This is a genomic window from Paraburkholderia sp. UCT70 (assembly GCF_050434085.1).
In the GTDB taxonomy this organism is placed as follows: domain Bacteria; phylum Pseudomonadota; class Gammaproteobacteria; order Burkholderiales; family Burkholderiaceae; genus Paraburkholderia; species Paraburkholderia tuberum.
The window spans coordinates 2211003-2227475 of record NZ_JBNPVZ010000002.1 but is presented as its reverse complement, the minus strand read 5'-3'; the positions used below and the strand labels follow the sequence as shown (position 1 = coordinate 2227475).

9 protein-coding genes are annotated in these 16473 nt (G+C 60.6%); 5 read left to right on the top strand and 4 right to left on the bottom strand.

Annotation, left to right across the window (positions count from 1 at the left end; all coding sequences use genetic code 11):
* Window positions 1-18 precede the first annotated feature (18 nt).
* The 3 genes from OKW41_RS12510 (at window position 19) to OKW41_RS12500 (ending at window position 3232) form a co-directional block, all read left to right on the top strand.
* Window positions 19-933: a glyoxalase gene (locus tag OKW41_RS12510; RefSeq protein ID WP_429572685.1), complete on the top strand. Its 915-nt coding sequence runs from the start codon at window positions 19-21 to the stop codon at window positions 931-933.
* Complete coding sequence (locus tag OKW41_RS12505; protein ID WP_429572684.1) at window positions 930-1625, top strand: YoaK family protein; 696 nt, start codon at window positions 930-932, stop codon at window positions 1623-1625. Before OKW41_RS12510 ends, OKW41_RS12505 begins: the two co-directional genes overlap by 4 nt.
* A gap of 92 nt (window positions 1626-1717) precedes the next feature.
* Window positions 1718-3232 (top strand): alginate export family protein, encoded by a 1515-nt coding sequence (locus OKW41_RS12500; RefSeq protein WP_429572683.1) that lies wholly within the window; start codon window positions 1718-1720, stop codon window positions 3230-3232.
* A 125-nt stretch (window positions 3233-3357) separates the two neighbouring features.
* Here OKW41_RS12500 and OKW41_RS12495 read toward each other — a convergent pair whose 3' ends face one another.
* From OKW41_RS12495 to OKW41_RS12480, 4 genes are all read right to left on the bottom strand, one after another.
* Window positions 3358-4788: an ATP-binding protein gene (locus tag OKW41_RS12495; RefSeq protein ID WP_429572682.1), complete on the bottom strand. Its 1431-nt coding sequence runs from the start codon at window positions 4786-4788 to the stop codon at window positions 3358-3360.
* 69 nt (window positions 4789-4857) lie between these two features.
* The gene (locus tag OKW41_RS12490) at window positions 4858-5886 is read right to left on the bottom strand and encodes an alpha/beta hydrolase (RefSeq protein WP_429572681.1); all 1029 of its coding nucleotides are present in this window, start codon (window positions 5884-5886) and stop codon (window positions 4858-4860) included.
* A 229-nt stretch (window positions 5887-6115) separates the two neighbouring features.
* Complete coding sequence (locus tag OKW41_RS12485; RefSeq protein ID WP_429572680.1) at window positions 6116-8662, bottom strand: ATP-binding protein; 2547 nt, start codon at window positions 8660-8662, stop codon at window positions 6116-6118.
* Window positions 8663-8829: 167 nt separating this feature from the next.
* Window positions 8830-10386, bottom strand: coding sequence for an ATP-binding protein (locus tag OKW41_RS12480; RefSeq protein ID WP_429572679.1), 1557 nt, complete (start codon window positions 10384-10386; stop codon window positions 8830-8832).
* 369 nt (window positions 10387-10755) lie between these two features.
* Here OKW41_RS12480 and OKW41_RS12475 point away from each other — a divergent pair, with 369 nt between their 5' ends.
* Together OKW41_RS12475 and OKW41_RS12470 are read left to right on the top strand one after the other, a co-directional pair.
* Window positions 10756-11439, top strand: a complete 684-nt coding sequence (locus tag OKW41_RS12475; protein ID WP_429443747.1) for a winged helix-turn-helix domain-containing protein — start codon at window positions 10756-10758, stop codon at window positions 11437-11439.
* Between the two features lie 38 nt (window positions 11440-11477).
* A complete protein-coding gene (locus tag OKW41_RS12470; protein WP_429572678.1) occupies window positions 11478-16472 on the top strand; it encodes an AAA family ATPase in 4995 nt (1664 codons plus the stop codon).
* The last annotated feature ends 1 nt before the right edge of the window (window position 16473 follow it).

Here is a 16473-nt window from a genome sequence, read left to right as displayed (position 1 = left end):
TATCAAGGAAATTCCGCTATGAAAGCAATTCGCACTGCCTTAGTTACCCTGATGATCGCGGGTGGTCTCGTCGCCGCGCCCGTTTCTTTCGCGACACCGCCCGTAGCGCCGGTCGAATCGCCGTCGGTCGCAGTCGGTCCGCAGTACGACACGACGCACGTATACGTGGCACCAGAGGACTTCGACCGCTTCACCGACAGCTTCGCGGCGACGTTCGGCGGCAGCAAGTCGAAGCAGGGTGTGTTCCAGGTCACGCCGACACCGAGTCAGACGATGTCGCAACTCGTATTTACCCCGGCAGGCACGATCTCCGTGTTCGGCTTCAAGACGCCCATGCCGTATCCCTTCGGCGCGGAGCGCACGGGCTACCTCGTGACGGACATGGACGCGGCGGTGAAGTCGGCGCGTGCACTCGGTGCCGATGTGATCGTCGATACGTTCCCCGACCCGATCGGCCGCGATGCGATCATCACGTGGCCGGGTGGTACCAACATGCAACTCTACTGGCACACCGAGGCCCCGCACTACGACAAGCTGCAGACCATTCCCGAGAATCGGGTCTACGTGTCGCCGCAAAGCGTGCACAAGCTGGTTCACGATTTCGTCAAATTCTCGCACGGCAAGGTGGTGTCCGATGACCTGAAGGCGCCGGGTGTCGAGATCGGCAGACCTGACGACACCTATCGCCGCATTCGAATCGAATCGCCGTTCGGCAAGATGACCGTGCTCGTGACGGACGGTCATCTGCCTTACCCGTTCGGGCGCGAAGTGACCGGCTACGAAGTATCGAATCTGGCCGATACGCTTCAAAAGGCGAAGGCCGCTGGCGTCAATGTGCTGGTGCCGCCGTTCACCTCGGCCGGGCGTGATGCCGCGGTCGTGCAGTTCCCGGGCGGCTATATCGCCGAAATTCACGCAGGCGCGGCGCAATGAAGTCCGAGGACACGATCCTTGCCGCGATCGCCGGCTTTGTCGACACCCTGAGCTTCGTTGCACTGTTCGGTCTGTTCACCGCACACGTGACGGGCAACTTCGTGTTGATTGGCGCCGGCATCGCCGGCTCGGGGCAGGGCGTTCTGCTCAAGCTGATCGTGTTCCCCGCGTTTATCGGCGGGGTCGTTCTCAGCAGCCTGCTCGTGCGTTGGCTCCCGCAGGGGCATGCGCGTCAGGGCGCACGCCTGCTCTATGCGGTGCAGGCTGTGCTGATCGTCGGCTTTTGCCTCGCCGGCGTCTGGGCGACGCCGGTCAGCCGGCCCGACAGCTTGCCTGTCATCGTGGCCGGCGTCGTGGGTGCGTTCGCGATGGGTGTGCAGAATGCGCATCCGCGCCTGATCCAGCGTCCTGGCGTGCCGAATACCGTAATGACGGGCAACGTCACGCAAGCCGTTCTGGACGTGATCGACATGCTGTCGCCGGGTACTGCCGACAGCGTGCGCGCCGCGGCGCGCTCGCGCTTCGGGTCGATGATGCCGGCCATTGTCGCGTTTGCGGTTAGCGCGGTGGCCGGGGCACTGGGGGTGGTCTACATGGGCTTCTGGGCGCTGCTTGCGCCGGCGTGCGCCCTCGTCGGGCTCGCGGTGACCACGGGAGAGCATGAGCGCGCGATCGCACCGGGGCACTCGTGAATCCAGGCGGCGCAGGGAATCATCCCGCTCAGGCCCGGCGCGTGAGCGGGACGGGCAAACACAAACACGAGCCGACAAAGGCAAGGAAATCCATGGTATCGAGCACGACGCGCGGGCGTCGATTCGAGAAGGCCGCGCGCTTGACGGCCATCGCCGGGCTGTTGCTGATGGGCGCCGACGCAGCGTTCGCGGATACGGCTGCGCAACCGGTTGCAGGTGCGAGCCTCGCGGCTGACTCGGCCGGCGCGACCACTGGCACGGTGGTGAATGACGCCACAACGACCGACGCGTGTAACGTCAAACGTCTTGCCGTGATGTTCAACCGCTGGCAGGAGGACTGGTCGGTGCTTGCGAACCCCTGCGTTCCGCGCAAGCCACTCGACAGCCTCAAGTACATTCCGCTCGGCGGCGACCCCGCCTCATATCTGTCGCTTGGCGCGAACCTGCGCGAGCGTATCGAAACCAATGACGCCCCGCTGTTCGGTATCGGCTCTGCGCAGTCGGATACCTATCTGATTCAGCGCATCGAAGTGCATGCCGATGCACATCTCGCCGAGCACTGGCAGTTTTTCGTGCAACTCGTGGATGCGCGGGCGTTTGGCAAGAATGTGGTCACGCCGGTGGACAAGAATCCGCTCGATCTCGAGCAGGGATTCGTGGCCTACACCGGAGCGGTCGGCGGCGGTACGTTCAAGTTTCGCGTTGGCCGCCAGGAAATGGCATTCGACTTGCAGCGTTTCATTGCCGTACGCGATGGCCCGAACGTACGACAGGCGTTCGATGCTATCTGGGCAGACTACGAATACCAGAAGTGGCGCATTATCGCCTACGCGACGCAGCCCGTGCAGTACCGTAACGCGACGGTGTTCGACGACGTGTCGAACCGCAATCTCACTTTCAGCGGCGTGCGTTTCGAGCGCCAATCCGTCGGGCCGGGTGATATGTCCGGCTACTGGTCGCGCTATAACAACACCAACGCGCGATACCTCGACGCTCAAGGTTCTGAGCACCGCGACGTCTGGGACCTGCATTATTTCGGCACGCGCGGCCGCGTCGATTGGGATGCCGAGGCGATGCTGCAGACGGGAACGGTCGGTAATAGTACGGTTCTCGCGTGGGCAGTCGGCTCGATCGCGGGTTACAAGCTCGACCTGCCGTGGACGCCGCGCGTCGCGCTGCAGATCGACGCTGCCTCTGGCGACCGGCACCCGCATGATGGGCGGCTCGAGACCTTCAATCCGCTATTTCCGAACGGCTATTACTTCACGCTCGCAGGCTATACGGGCTACGCGAACCTGATCCACATCAAACCATCCATCACGCTCAAGCCTTCGGCCAGTCTCACGCTGCTTGGCGCGCTGGGCTTCCAGTGGCGCGAGACGACCGGCGACGCCGTGTACCAGCAGCCGAATCAGCCAGTGCCGGGCACGGCGGGCAAGGGCAGCCGGTGGACCGGCATGTATGTGCAGTTGCGCGCGGACTGGACGATTGCGGCAAATCTGGTAGGTTCGGTCGAAGCCGTGCACTTCCAGGTGGGAAACTCGATTCGTGAGGCGGGCGGCCGCAATGCCGACTACGCCGGCGTCGAACTCAAGTACGGGTGGTAGGACTCGTCGGTGATCAGGCTCGTGGCGATCCCGGCGGCGTGAGGAGCGGTGCCGGGACCGCGCCATTTGTCAACCTCGTTCAGGCTCTGATTACGGCTGGCCCGATGGACGAAGGGGCTCGTTGTTCAGGTGCTCAAGGCTAACAGGTTGCCGAGAAAGTCAACATCGCCTTCGAGAGATTTTTGAGCTGCCCGCTTAGGGGCGTGCTCGTCGAAGGCGCATTGGAACTTCTCTGAGACGTACGTCCGGGTGCATTCGAAAAGGCTATACATCGCCTCTGGCCCGTCGAAACAGACGTTGACAAGTGACTTCGAGACAAGCTCATCCATGCTTTCAATCAAGCCGCCTGTCGTCACTGCCATGTTGTTGACGACTCCACGCAGCGAATCAAAGCTGAACGGTCTGTCCAGCCGGTAAAGTTGAACGAGCAGGGACTGGGCCGGGGCGCTCAACAGGTCGAAGCTGACATCAAAGGCTGCCTGTAGACAGCGATGCCGCGCCGTCGCAGTGCGGTATCCCCCGGACAGGAACGACAGTCCATCGTTCAGCAGCCGTTGCACGCCTTCTACGCCCAATAATTCCGCTCGTCCGGCGGCCAACTCGATTGCAAGTGGAATACCATCCAGGCGCTGACAAATCTTTGCGATGTTCTCTATCTCAGCGATGCGAGGGACAAACCTCGGGTGCATCTGCTGCGCATGGTGGACGAACAACTGGACAGCCGGGCTGTTCAGCATCTCGTCGCAGCGGTCCGTGAGTTTGGGAACATCAAGCGGATCCACTCTGAAAACCGTCTCGCTTCGAATCCTCAGCGGCTCCCGACTCGTGACCAGGAACTGGATATTCAGGCTCGCTGCCAACAATGCTTCTACGATTTTTGCAACTGCTGAGATGACATGCTCCGCGCCATCGAGTATCAACAACCACGGCGCATTCGATAGCGCTGCTCTTAAACACTCGGAAGAGACGATTTCCTCCGGCATTTCGACGCCGCAACCGCACGCGATGGCACTCAGCACCTCGTCAATCGTGGCTAGGGACGCAAGATCGACAAAGGCCACCGTCGCCGGGCATGACGGCACTATCCGATAGGCGACTTCAAGTGCAAGGCTCGATTTTCCGACACCACCTGTGCCCGTCAGCGTAAGCACCTGGGACTCCACCATTGCCTCGGCTGCCTTGGCGACGACTACGTCCCTCCCGACGAAATTCCCGACGCGGCGCGGGAGTGGCCGCGGACTGGCGGCGGTACGGAATTTCGGGGGTACGTCCTGAGACGGGGCCAACCGGTAGCCACGCCGCGCGACCGTCATGATGAGGTCCCGGTCATCACCCAGCGCCTTGCGCAGCGCAGAGATGTTGACGTCGATATTGCAGTCTTCGACGATGGTGCCGGGCCAGACCGTCTGCATCAGCTCGGACCTCGACACCACTCGACCATTTGCCGAGGCGAGCGTCACCAGCAGGTCGAAGGCGCGCGAGCCCAGCCGCACATCCTGGCCATCACGCCGCAAGCGTCGCACGTCCATATCGAGTTCGATTCGGCCGATTTTCATAAGGTCGCCTCCAGCAAGGGAAATAGACACGCGTGTCTTCGCCATCGGTGAGTGGTGAAGTCAGGTCGGTTACCGCCGGAGTGCGCGCTTTATAACGCTGCTGGCGTGTCTGAACGCAGCGTCTGTCGGACTGGTTTCAGCCAGGCCATCGAAAACCATAAAGTCATGAATCGTGCCGATATAACGAGCGGCATTGACTCTGACGCCGGCGCGCATGAGCTTGCGGGCATATTCTTCGGCGTCATCTCGCGTAATGTCGTTCTCTGCTGTGATGACGAGTGCGGCAGGCAGGTCTTCGAGTTCGTCGGGTTTCGACTGTATCGGCATCGCCGCCGCGAGTGACCGAGATTTCTCGGGAAACTGCGACTCGATAAAACGCTCCAGCGCTCTCGCCGTCATACCGGGCCCCGTCGCGAACTGACGATATGACTGCGTGGTGGAATCTGCCGACAGGATGGGGCAGAACAGCACTTGCAGGCGCAGACTCGGGCCATCCCGGTCTCTCGCCCATCGCGCCATGACTGCAGCGATGTTTCCGCCTGCACCATCGCCGGCCACCGCAATCGCGCCAGCATTGACCTGCAGCGCTTCGGCATTTGCAGCGACGTATTGCAGTGCGGCGTATGCCTCTTCGTTTTGTGTCGGAAACAGGGCGTGAGGTGCAGGCGAACAAGAGACGAAGACAACCGCCACCTCTGCTTCAGCCGAAAGGCGTGACACGAGCCTGCGGTGGGTTGCGAAGCTCGCCATGCGCCAGCCGCCGCCCGGATAGTAGAGCACGGCGGGCAGTAAGCCCGGCGTGCCGGCCGGTCGCACGATGTGCACGTCGACGGAGCCAGTCGGTCCAGTCTTGAAGGTCAGCGCTTCGGTCGTGACGGCATAGTCGTCCGCGGAACTGTTGTCACTGTCGGCGCGGCAGGGGAACGACGGCTGTTCGGCGAGCAGCGAATCCGGATGCATGCCGGCTTCGGAGACCAGATCGAGAAATTGCTGCGTCTCGGGATCCAGTACTGGGTGGGACGACCATGGCGTCGCGAGACGCGGTGACGCGGAATCGACGGTACTTGCAGGCGGAACGTGGTCCATGAAAGCCGACATATGAGAGTTCAGCGGTTTGGGGGGACTCCCACTCGCGCCACACACAGTGTCAACTGCGCCTGCTGAGCCTGAAACGATGTCGAGTCCCGGTAACCGCTATTCTCCAGGCGATGCGCCGGGACCGTTCAGTTAAAGTTTGCTAAGAAGCGTTAGGCGCAGGTGCAAACCCGGCAGCGCGTCCGCGTCAGGCGCCGCCTCCGCGAGTCTCACCCGTGCAAGGTGCGGCCCATTACACGCTCGAGCGCGCATGCTCATGAAGCACCTCGCTCACCCAGGACGGCTCTGCAACGCGATCCGCCAGAATCAGCGCATCCATGGAGACTTTGCACCCGACGCTTGCAAACGCTTCCAGTTGGGGAACGGTTGCTCTGGAAAGAGCGATAGGCCTGCCGCCAAGAATGTTTTCGAATCCTTCCCCGTAGATGTCCCAATGCGCCAATCCCCGCCGGCTCGTGCACTCGCGAAGCTTGCGGGTGAGCTGCCGGGCGAAGTCATGCTCGCCTGCCCAGATCATGACGGGTATTGAGCCGAGTGCGAGGCCGTAGACGATCGACAGGTCGTGCTCGATCGAAGCGACGAGCTCGGCGCAGTCCCTTGCCGACTTCACAGCGCGCTCAGTCTCGCCTTGCAGCCAAAGAATTCGCATGTACACCGCCATGCTTGCGATGCGGCCATCCATTTGTGCATCATTTGCCTTTGCAAGATTTTCCCGCGTGGGGCCAGCTTCGAGGGCGATGACCTGTTCAATCAGCGTTCGCGCTTTCGCCTGGTCGCCGAGGTAGTGGTGTGCATAGGCGAGATTGCGGCCCGACATCTGATTGAGCGTGGAGTCTCCGAAACGATTCGCGAATGCCTGCATCGCCTCGGCCAGTGCAAGACCTTCCACGTATCGACCTGTGACAAGCCGATGCGCAAATACGCCCCACAGAATGCGAAATTCCAACGCCTCGTCACCCAATCGTCGGCTCAGGGCGTAGGCACGTTCAAAAGCACGTGCCATTTCGATGGTTGGCCCACGCGTGTGCCAGAGCGAGTGTCCGTAAGCCAACAGCAGTTCGACGTGTCGCGTGCTACCGGCCTGTTCCGAGCTCTCAACCGCTGCAATGGCGTGTTCGGCCATGCTAAGGAACTCGTGCGGCCGCGAGAGATGGAGCCAAAGTGGTGCCGTGGCGATAACGAGGTCGATTTCGAGCTCGGGATCCCCCTCCTGATGCGAGGCCCACTCGAACGCCGCGCGGATATCGTCAATTCGCTTGCTGAGCTGGGCGAGCCATTGGGGTTGCGCCTTGCCCTCCCAGGCGGCGCCCAGGTCTGCGAAGGTCTCGCAGCAATGTATCGTATGCAGGCGCCGGGCCTCGTTCGCTTCGCCGGCTTCCAGCAGTCGAAGGTGTGCGTATTGGCGGGTCGTATCGAGGAGCCGATACGGGTTGTCGGCATCACTGATATCACGTGCGACAAGCGACTTGGCGACAAGGCCGCTGATTGCGTCAAATACCGCCAGTTCATCGATCTGCCCACAGCCTGCCACGGCAACGGCTTCACGCATGCCAAACGAAGAGCGCATCACCGACAGCCGGCGCAGGACGTGCTGCTCATGCGAGTCCAGCAGCTCGTAGCTCCAGTCGAGCGTCGCTTTCAACGTTTGATGCCGCGGCAATGCGGTTCGGCGCCCTTGTGTGAGTAGCGCAAAGCGGTCGTCCAGGCGCGCGGCGATCGCACGCACGTCCATGTGCGCGACGCGCGCCGCGGCAAATTCAATCGCCAAAGGAATTCCGTCCAGGCGCCGGCAAATGTCGGCCACGGCGCCGATGTTCGAAACCGTGAACTGAAAGGCGTCATCGGCAGCCTTCGCCCGGTCGTGAAACAACGAGATGGCCGGATAACTTCCGGCCTCCTCGATGCCCATCCGCGCACCCACTTCCGGAAACGGCAGGGCCGAAAGCCGATGCACCGACTCGCCATCCGCGCGCAACGGCTCCCGACTTGTTACCAGAAGGTACACGCCAGATGCGCCTTGCAGCAATTGTTCCGCGACCTGCGCAACCGCCTCGACGACATGCTCGCAATTGTCCAGGACCAATAGTATTGGCGTGTCGCCCAGTGAGGCAATCACGTCCGGGACTGGATTGCCGCTGAATACGGCGACGCCGAGCGTCGACGCCACGGTACTGGCGACGCTCGCCTTGTCGGAAACGGGGGCGAAGTTGACGAATAGTGCCCGGATACCGGTACGCTCGGAAAAGCGATGCGCTATAGCCACGGCGACCGTGGTCTTGCCGATGCCGCCCGGACCGGCGATGGTCAATAGCCTGCGTTCGGGAAGCTGGTCGGTCAGGCCGTCAATGACATCCTCCCGGCCGATGACCCGGGTGAGGGTCACGGGCAACGCTCGCGCACCTTCATCGGGGGTACGGGCCGGCGCAGTCGGCGTGGCGGCGGTGAATTGCGTAGCCCTCGTGGAATTGACCGGCACCGCGAGCCGATAGCCGCGTCCATTGTCGTTCACGATGTAGCGGCTGTCCGGTTTGCCATCGCTCAGCGCCTTCCGAAGCGTGGAAACGTGCACACGAAGCGCGCCATCGTCGACCACGCTTTCTTTCCAGACCTGGTCGCGCAGTTGACGCGTTGAGACCAGTTCACCACCGTGCTCGGCTAGCACGATAAGAATGTCGAGCGCACGACTTCCAATGCGGACTTCGTCGCCATTTCTGGTGAGGACACGCTGCGGGAAATCGATGCGGAACGGGCCGAATGTCAGGCTATACCGGGCAACCATCAAACCACCATGCAGGTCAATAGTACGGCCACAACTAAATATCCGCTGAATTCTATCACCGCAAAGTCTGATTTCCTGTCTGTGCGGAAGGATGAGTCTTCGCCACGTCGATGACGAAAGCATCCGGTGTCCTTCGCCGTAACGAAGACGGAGGCTCAAATCAATTGTTAAGAGGCCAGTTGCCAAAAATCCCGCAGAGTTTCAGAGTGCGCGGCCGTGTGGGGCGCTTGCCGCAAGGTTTGGGTGAAATCCTCGTCGGTGCTTTGGCCGCTGGCGTACAGGGCGTATCGTTCCACGATTGCGTCCAGTTCACCGGCCTCGGCAAGCTTTTCTCTTCCGTACGCGCGGGCCAGCGCCAACACGTGATACGTGACCACGGTGCCTTCGAAGCGAATCTCGACCATCGATTTGTCGACGAGCTCGCAGACGCAATCCATCACCACCGAGTCATTGAGAGCGTCATCGCGGGCGATCAGGCACGCGGCCTCAGCGTTGAACGGATGGCCGAACACGCAAAGGCGCCGAAATACCGCCCGCTCCCGGTCGCTGAGCATCTCGAAACTCCAGTCCAACGAGGCTCGCAAGCTTTTCTGTCTTTCCTGCGCGGTTCTGAAGCCGCCGCCCAGGTAGAGCAACGGTTCCTCGAGCCCAACTCGGAGATGCTCCAGTCCAAGAATCGAGGCGCGCCCCGCCGCCAGTTCAATGGCCAGTGGGACACCGTCCAGGCGTCGACATATGTCGTCGATCAGCCGTAGGCGGTCACAGTTCATCTCCATGTTCTGCCCGTTGGAGAACAGACGTCGCTGGAACAGCCGAAAGGATGGGGAGCGAAGCGTTGCCCCAGGGGCATCCTCGACGTCAGGCAGTGCAAGCGGGCCGACGCGGTAAACAACTTCACAGGGCACGCGAAGCCGCAATCTGCTGGTAACGAGGAAGCGCAGTTCGGACGTATAACGGCAAGCGAATTCCAGGAACTGAGCCACGTATTCGACGACATGCTCGGCATTGTCGACGATGAGCAAGCCCTTCTTGCCCGCGAGCATCAGTGCAACGCGCTCGAGGTCGGATTCCCCGCTGTCGACCGGGATACCATAGCTGGCGGCCAATGCCTGAGCCACGCCGCGACAGGTGTTGTGGGCGGCAAGCTCGACGAAGTGAATCTCGGGGTCGCATTGCGCCGAAACGCTGCGGGCAATTTCCCGGGCAATCGATGTTTTGCCGATTCCCCCTGCGCCCACAAGCGTTAGAACGCGCGTGGATGGCAGCAGCGACCTGATTTCCGCGATAGCGCTTTCCCGCCCGATCAGTCGCTCTTCCCTCGGCGCCACGTCCGATTTGACGCGAATGGGGCGGTCCTGCGCAACCTCGTCAAAGCTGGGTGCGTCGATTCGGGAGGCTATCAGTTGGTAGCCACGTCGTGGCACCGTTACAATGAACTGGCCATCGCGGCCAAGTGCCTTGCGGATCCAGGAGAGGTGCACATGGAGGTTGTTTTCCTCGACAACCGTATCCGGCCAGACCACATCCATGAGTTCATTTTTCGTGACGACGCGGCCGGCTGCCAGAGCAAGCACAGCGAGGATGTCGAATGCGCGAGACCCCAGTTCCAGTACCTCACCGCGACGGCGCAACAATCGCACGCTGAGGTCGATCTCGCATTCACCAATTCGGATAACCCGCTCACCGGAAGTGCATGTCGAGGGGCGTAGTATTGCTTGAGTCATGGCGCTTTCGTCCGTGGGCAACCCGGAGGTTTCGGCGGGCAGCTGAGTTATTCACTAGTTGTCATGCCGCGTACGGTCGGTGTCGCAAGGATATTAGCTGAGTCGTATTTTCCGCCTTGTTAACGCCGCATTAATTATTGTTAATGTTTTTACAAGTGGGGACGTGGCAGTTTTCAGCCAAGCGGGTGCGAGAGGTCAGCATTGACAAAATATGGACGAAACGTTAACGAAATTTAATGAGCGCATGGAAGCTTGTGTTTTCGGGCGGAGCGGATAATCCAGGGTTGGCTGTCGATCAGAAGAGAGCGGCATCACTGCCGAGATGCGTTAACTGCCCGGCTCGGCATCCCCAATTCAAAAGTCAAACTGATGAAAATCTTGTTAGTAGAAGACAACGTGCAGGTGGCCGGCTTCCTGAAAAAGGGTTTGACGGAAGCGGGTCATGTCGTTGATTCCGCGGATAACGGCCGCGACGGGATGTTTCTGGCCATGGGGGGCAGCGCTTACGATGCAATCATCCTCGACCGCATGCTGCCGGGCGGGCTTGACGGACTTAGCATCGTCGCGGCAATGAGGGCAACCGGGAGCAAGGTCCCGGTGCTTATCCTGAGCGCCCTCGATGCTGTCGACGAGCGGATTCGGGGTCTCAAGGCAGGCGGTGACGACTATGTGGTCAAGCCGTTCGCGTTCGGAGAAGTGCTCGCGCGACTGGAGGTGCTCATGCGCCGGTCACCGAATGAAGCGGTCGAATCGACGCTCAGGTGCGCGGACCTGTGCATCGACCTTTTTTCACGCAAGGTGTCACGTGCCGGGAAAGTCATTGTCCTCAAGCCGCGCGAATTCAAATTGCTCGAATATCTGGTGCGGCACGCCGAGCAGGTCGTCACCCGGACGATGCTCCTCGAGAACATCTGGGACTACCACTTCGACCCGCAGACCAACGTGGTGGATGTGCATGTCAGCAAGCTTCGGCAAAAGATCGATGCCGGGTTTGAAGTGTCACTTCTAAGAACTGTTCGAAACGCTGGGTACATGCTTTCGGCGAATGGATAACAGCCGGTGTCGGAGTGGAGAGGGAACGGCGGAGACTCATGGATATCGAAGAATCGGCGGGGCAAATGTTATGGGACGATGGTCTGTTCGTCCTGTTGCGAATCGACGCTGGCGACGGCCGGACGTCACGGTTGTCACTGAGGCCAACGGCTAGTCAGCCCTCCGGTCAAACGCTGGCCTTGCTCGAGAACGCCTTTTCGCTTCGTGCCCACCTGGATGGACCCCGCTTCACGCAGCCTCTTGAGTTCGTCCGCGATAGTTCTTCCATTACGCTGCAGCTCGAGGACCCGGGCGGCATCGTGTTGCCTGCACTCGATACGTCTCTGTTGTCATTCGGCCAGATCGTGACGATAGCCGCGAACGCCACGGCGGCCCTCGAGATGTTGCACAGGAGGGACGTCATACACAAGGATGTCCGGCCGGCGCATCTTCTTGTCAACCCAGCCAACTGGGCAGTGGCTCTGACGGGCTTCGGTCTGTCGACGCGCGTCGATTCTGCTGGAAAAGAGTCGACTCACCCGGTCATCCTCGCGGACGCACTTCCGTATCTGGCTCCCGAGCGCACTGGGCTCGTCAACCGGCCGGTCGACGCTCGCGCCGATCTATACTCGCTGGGCGTCCTCATCTACTGGATGCTGACGGCAAAGTATCCGTACTCTGCTAACTCCCCTGGGGAATGGCTTTACTGTCATACGGCGAGGAAGCCAACTCCTCTGCGCGAGCGCGTTCCTGACGTTCCTGAATCGCTTGAAGCCATCGTCGAGCGATTGCTCGCAAAAGCGGCGGAAGACCGCTACCAGACCGCGCGCGGAGTCGAATACGACTTGCGTCTGTGCGCGGAGCAACTGCGGACAGGAGACTGCCTCACGCCATTCGCCCTCGGAACGGCAGACTCTGACGACCGGCTGCTGATACCAGACCGACTGTATGGGCGGGAAGCGGAATTGAGCGCACTGACTCAAGCTTTCGACCGCGTGGCTCATGACGGTACGACCGAATTCGTGCTGGTGTCCGGTTACTCAGGGATCGGGAAGTCATCGCTGGTTGGAGAATTCCACCAAACGCTGAGCCGCGGGCGATTTGCGTCGGGCAAGTTCGATCAGTACAAGCGAGATATCCCCTACGCGACGATTGCACAGTGCATGGAGACAGTCGTCGAACAGATTATCAGGGAGGACAAGCGCGAACTGGTGAAGTGGCGCAAGCGCATCCAGTACGCGATGAGACCGCATGGCCGCCTGCTCACCGACCTCATCCCCGCGCTGGAAGAAATCGTCGGGCCACAACCGGCAGTCGCCGAATTGCCGCCTCTGGACGCTCAAAAGCGCTTCGTCACTGCTTTGATTCGCTTCATTGGAGCGTTCGCGACACCCGCACAGCCGCTTGTACTGTTTCTGGACGATCTCCAATGGCTGGACGCAGGAACCATTTCGATACTGGAGGCGCTCGGCCGGGGCTCCGCTATTGCCCACTTTCTGCTCATTGGAGCCTTCCGTGACAACGAGATCGGCCCCAGTCACCCTCTCGCTCGCGTGATCAGCGACATTCGAGAAGGCTCGGTGCCAGTTCATGACGTGTTGCTGGCCCCCTTGGGGGTTGGCGATGTGGAGCGACTCGTTTGCGATACCACTCGCGGTGATTCAGCAGAGGCCAGAAGGCTGGCGCGACTGATGTTCGAGAAGACGGGCGGAAACCCGTTTTTTGCGGTTCAGTTCCTGCGCGTCCTCGCCGAGGAAGGTCATCTGACGTTAAACCGTGCCTCGCGGGAATGGGTGTGGAATGTCGAGCAGATTGCGCAGGGAGCTTTCCCCGATAGCGTAGTTGACTTGCTGGTGAACAAGATCGAGCGGCTGTCTGACCGCGCGCGACGGCTGCTCGTTGATTTCGCTTGCCTTGGCGCCACGACGGCTACGTCGGTATTGGCGCAGGTGAGCGGGCAGTCAAGCGGAGAAGTTGACTCGGCGCTCGGCGAGGCAATCGGGCAAGGCCTGGTTTACCGCCGTTCGGAGGGCTACGCTTTCGTCCACGACCGGATTCAAGAGGCTGCATACGCGTTACTTGGGGAGGCCGAGCGCGCGCCATCGCATCTTCGCATCGGAATGCGGCTGGATACGGGAGACGCCGACCCGAATCTCGAGCGGAACATTTTCGAGGTCGTCAACCAGTACAACCGGGCACTCCACGCAATCAGCGACTCCCGGGTCCGCACGCGCGTAGCCCTCCTGAACCTCCGCGCTGGCCGTCGCGCGAGAGCAGCGGCTGCCTACGGTACCGCGCTGAACTATCTCACGGTAGCGAGTCGGATTTTCGGCGAGGATGCGTGGGAGACCCATTACTGCGAGAAGTTTTCCATCGAGCTTTTGCTTGCAGAATGCACGTTCCTCGCCGGCAGTCCAATACAGGCAGACGACCGCCTGCGTCGTCTCGAACGATATGCCGGGAGCGTACGCGACAAGGCCGCAGTGGCTTTCCTTCGGATAACGCTGCATACCGCCCTGGACAAGATGCACGCCGCGGTAGAAATTTGCCTGAGCTATCTCCGCGAGGTCGACGTCAATTGGGTACCCCATCCGGACAGGGAAGAGGTCGATAGAGAGTACGCAAAGGTGGTCGCTCATGTTCAACGCGGCTCGATTGCAGAATTGCGTGACAATCGATTGCTCGATGACGAAGCGCTTGAGGCGACGCTGAACGTATTCACAGCCGTTTTGCCGCCCGCATTCTTCACTGACGAAAACCTGGTGTGTCTTGTGCTGACGCGCATGGCGAATCTCAGCATAGCGCACGGCAACACCGATGCATCTGCGTTGGGTTTCGCCTATTTAGGAATGGCTGTCGGTCCATTCTTCGGCGATTACGAGAGCGCCCATGAGTTTGGCAAGCTCGGGATGGCGCTCGTCGATGAGAAGGGGCTTGACCGGTTTCGCGCCCGTGTCTACCTGTGTTTCTCGTATCACGTCATGCCGTGGACAGAGCCGATACGAACAGCGATTCCGCTCTTGCGACGAGCATTCGAAGTGGCAACACAATGCGGCGACCTGACATACATCGGGTTCAGCAGTTGTTGTCTGGTCACCACTCTGCTCGCCACCTCTGCGCCACTAGCCGAAGTTGAAGATCAGGCAGTCGAACGGCTGCATGTCGTCCGGTCCGCCGGATTCGGGTTGATTGCCGACATCATTAATTCGCAGCTCTCATTGATTCGTGAATTGCGCGGCGGCGCGCCATGGTTTGGTTCACCCGATTCGGAATATCCGAACGCGAAGGCTCTGGAACAGCACCTCGAAGGCAATCGAGCACTCGACATTGCTGCATGCTGGTACTGGATTCGCAAACAGGAGGCGTGCTACATGGCGGGCGACATCGCTGGTGCGATGGAGGCAGCGAACAAGGCAGCCCCCTTGTTGTGGACGACATGGGGGCACCAGGAACTCGCCGTTTACCACTTCTTTTCTGCGCTGACATGGCTCCGGGAGTGGGATGCCCACTCATCGCAAGCCGACGTTCTCGCTGACGCGAGGCTTGCCGAGCACGTGAACAAGCTCCGCGCTTGGGCATTGAGCGGTCCGACGAACTTCGCCGCGCGTGCAGCGCTGGTCGAAGCTGAAGTCGCACGCGTGCGCGGCGACGCTTGTGAAGCCATGCGGCTATACGAGCGAGCCATCGAAAATGCAAAAACGCACCGATTGCTGCATGTCGAGGCGCTAGCCAGCGAGATAGCCGGACGGTTCTATGCCAACCGCGGCTTCGCGACCATCGCCGCGGTGTACTTGCGTAATGCCCGATCGGCCTACTTGAACTGGGGGGCAACGGCGAAAGTCAGAATGCTGGAGGCGGCATATCCTGACCTCGGGGCTAACGAGCCGGGAGGTCCGTTGTCAGGTGCCGTGGAAAGTCAGCTGGAGATGGAGACGGTCGTCAAGGCGTCACAGGCGATATCGAGCGAAAGGGTACTCGACAGCCTGATGAATACACTCATGACCATCGTGCTCGAGCACGCGGGCGCGCGACGCGCGCTGCTCATCCTTCCGCACGAAGAGCAGCTTTACATTGAAGCCGAGGCCAACGAGGGAGGTAACGTCCGCGTAGAGCGGCGAACTGCCTCGCCGCGGAACTTGCCGCTCTCCCTGCTTCACCATTGTCTTCGCACCCACGAAACGCTTCTTGTCGATGATGCGACGACGGAAAACCCGTTTGCTTCTGACGAGTATTTCAGTGGCAAAGGCTCACGCTCGATGCTCTGTTTGCCCCTCATCAAGCAGACGAGACTGGTCGGCGCGCTGTACCTCGAGAACGAGCTCGCGCCCGGCGCGTTCACGCCGCCGCGCATGGCGGTGCTCAAGTTGCTGGCGTCCCAGGCGGCGATTTCTATCGAGAACGCCAGCCTGGAGAAGATCGAAGCACTTCTCGAAGAAAAGGACGCTCTGCTGAAGGAACTGCACCATCGGGTGAAAAACAATCTGCAGCTGATTAGTAGCCTTCTCAACCTTCAGGCAGCTCGTGTGCAAGATAATGTCGTGGCGGAGCTGTTTCAGGAGAGCCGGAACCGCGTTCGCTCGATGGCGATGGTCCATGAAAATTTGTATCGTGCGGGCAACTTCGCGCGAATCGACATGGCGCCTCATATCAGGAATCTGTGCGCGCACCTGGCGCGCGTTTACGAACTGAGTCAATCGAACGTCATCCTGGACGTTGTCGTCGACGACGTTCAGCTCGACATGAATCGCGCGATCGGATGCGGCATGATCGTCAACGAGCTAGTTTCGAATGCACTCAAGCATGCGTTTCCGGACGGTCGAAGCGGGCGGCTGCGCGTTGAGCTGGCCGCGGAAGAAGACCATCGGTGCCGCTTGAGGGTCGGCGACGACGGTATCGGCTTGCCGCCAGAGTTTTCACTTGAGCATGCCGAATCCCTGGGACTGCAGCTCGTATTCGACCTTTCCCGGCAACTCCACGGGTCAATCGAGGTTAGTCGCGAGAGAGGGACGGCATTTGACATTAATTTCAGACTCCAGCAAACGGGCGGCCACTAAC

What these genes read in the sequence shown, in the direction of transcription:
- OKW41_RS12490 (WP_429572681.1), bottom strand. Translation starts at nt 5,886, where the DNA reads ATGTCGGCTTTCATGGACCACGTTCCGCCTGCAAGTACCGTCGATTCC.
- OKW41_RS12510 (WP_429572685.1), top strand. Translation starts at nt 19, where the DNA reads ATGAAAGCAATTCGCACTGCCTTAGTTACCCTGATGATCGCGGGTGGT.
- OKW41_RS12495 (WP_429572682.1), bottom strand. Translation starts at nt 4,788, where the DNA reads ATGAAAATCGGCCGAATCGAACTCGATATGGACGTGCGACGCTTGCGG.
- OKW41_RS12475 (WP_429443747.1), top strand. Translation starts at nt 10,756, where the DNA reads ATGAAAATCTTGTTAGTAGAAGACAACGTGCAGGTGGCCGGCTTCCTG.
- OKW41_RS12500 (WP_429572683.1), top strand. Translation starts at nt 1,718, where the DNA reads ATGGTATCGAGCACGACGCGCGGGCGTCGATTCGAGAAGGCCGCGCGC.
- OKW41_RS12480 (WP_429572679.1), bottom strand. Translation starts at nt 10,386, where the DNA reads ATGACTCAAGCAATACTACGCCCCTCGACATGCACTTCCGGTGAGCGG.
- OKW41_RS12505 (WP_429572684.1), top strand. Translation starts at nt 930, where the DNA reads ATGAAGTCCGAGGACACGATCCTTGCCGCGATCGCCGGCTTTGTCGAC.
- OKW41_RS12470 (WP_429572678.1), top strand. Translation starts at nt 11,478, where the DNA reads ATGGATATCGAAGAATCGGCGGGGCAAATGTTATGGGACGATGGTCTG.
- OKW41_RS12485 (WP_429572680.1), bottom strand. Translation starts at nt 8,662, where the DNA reads ATGGTTGCCCGGTATAGCCTGACATTCGGCCCGTTCCGCATCGATTTC.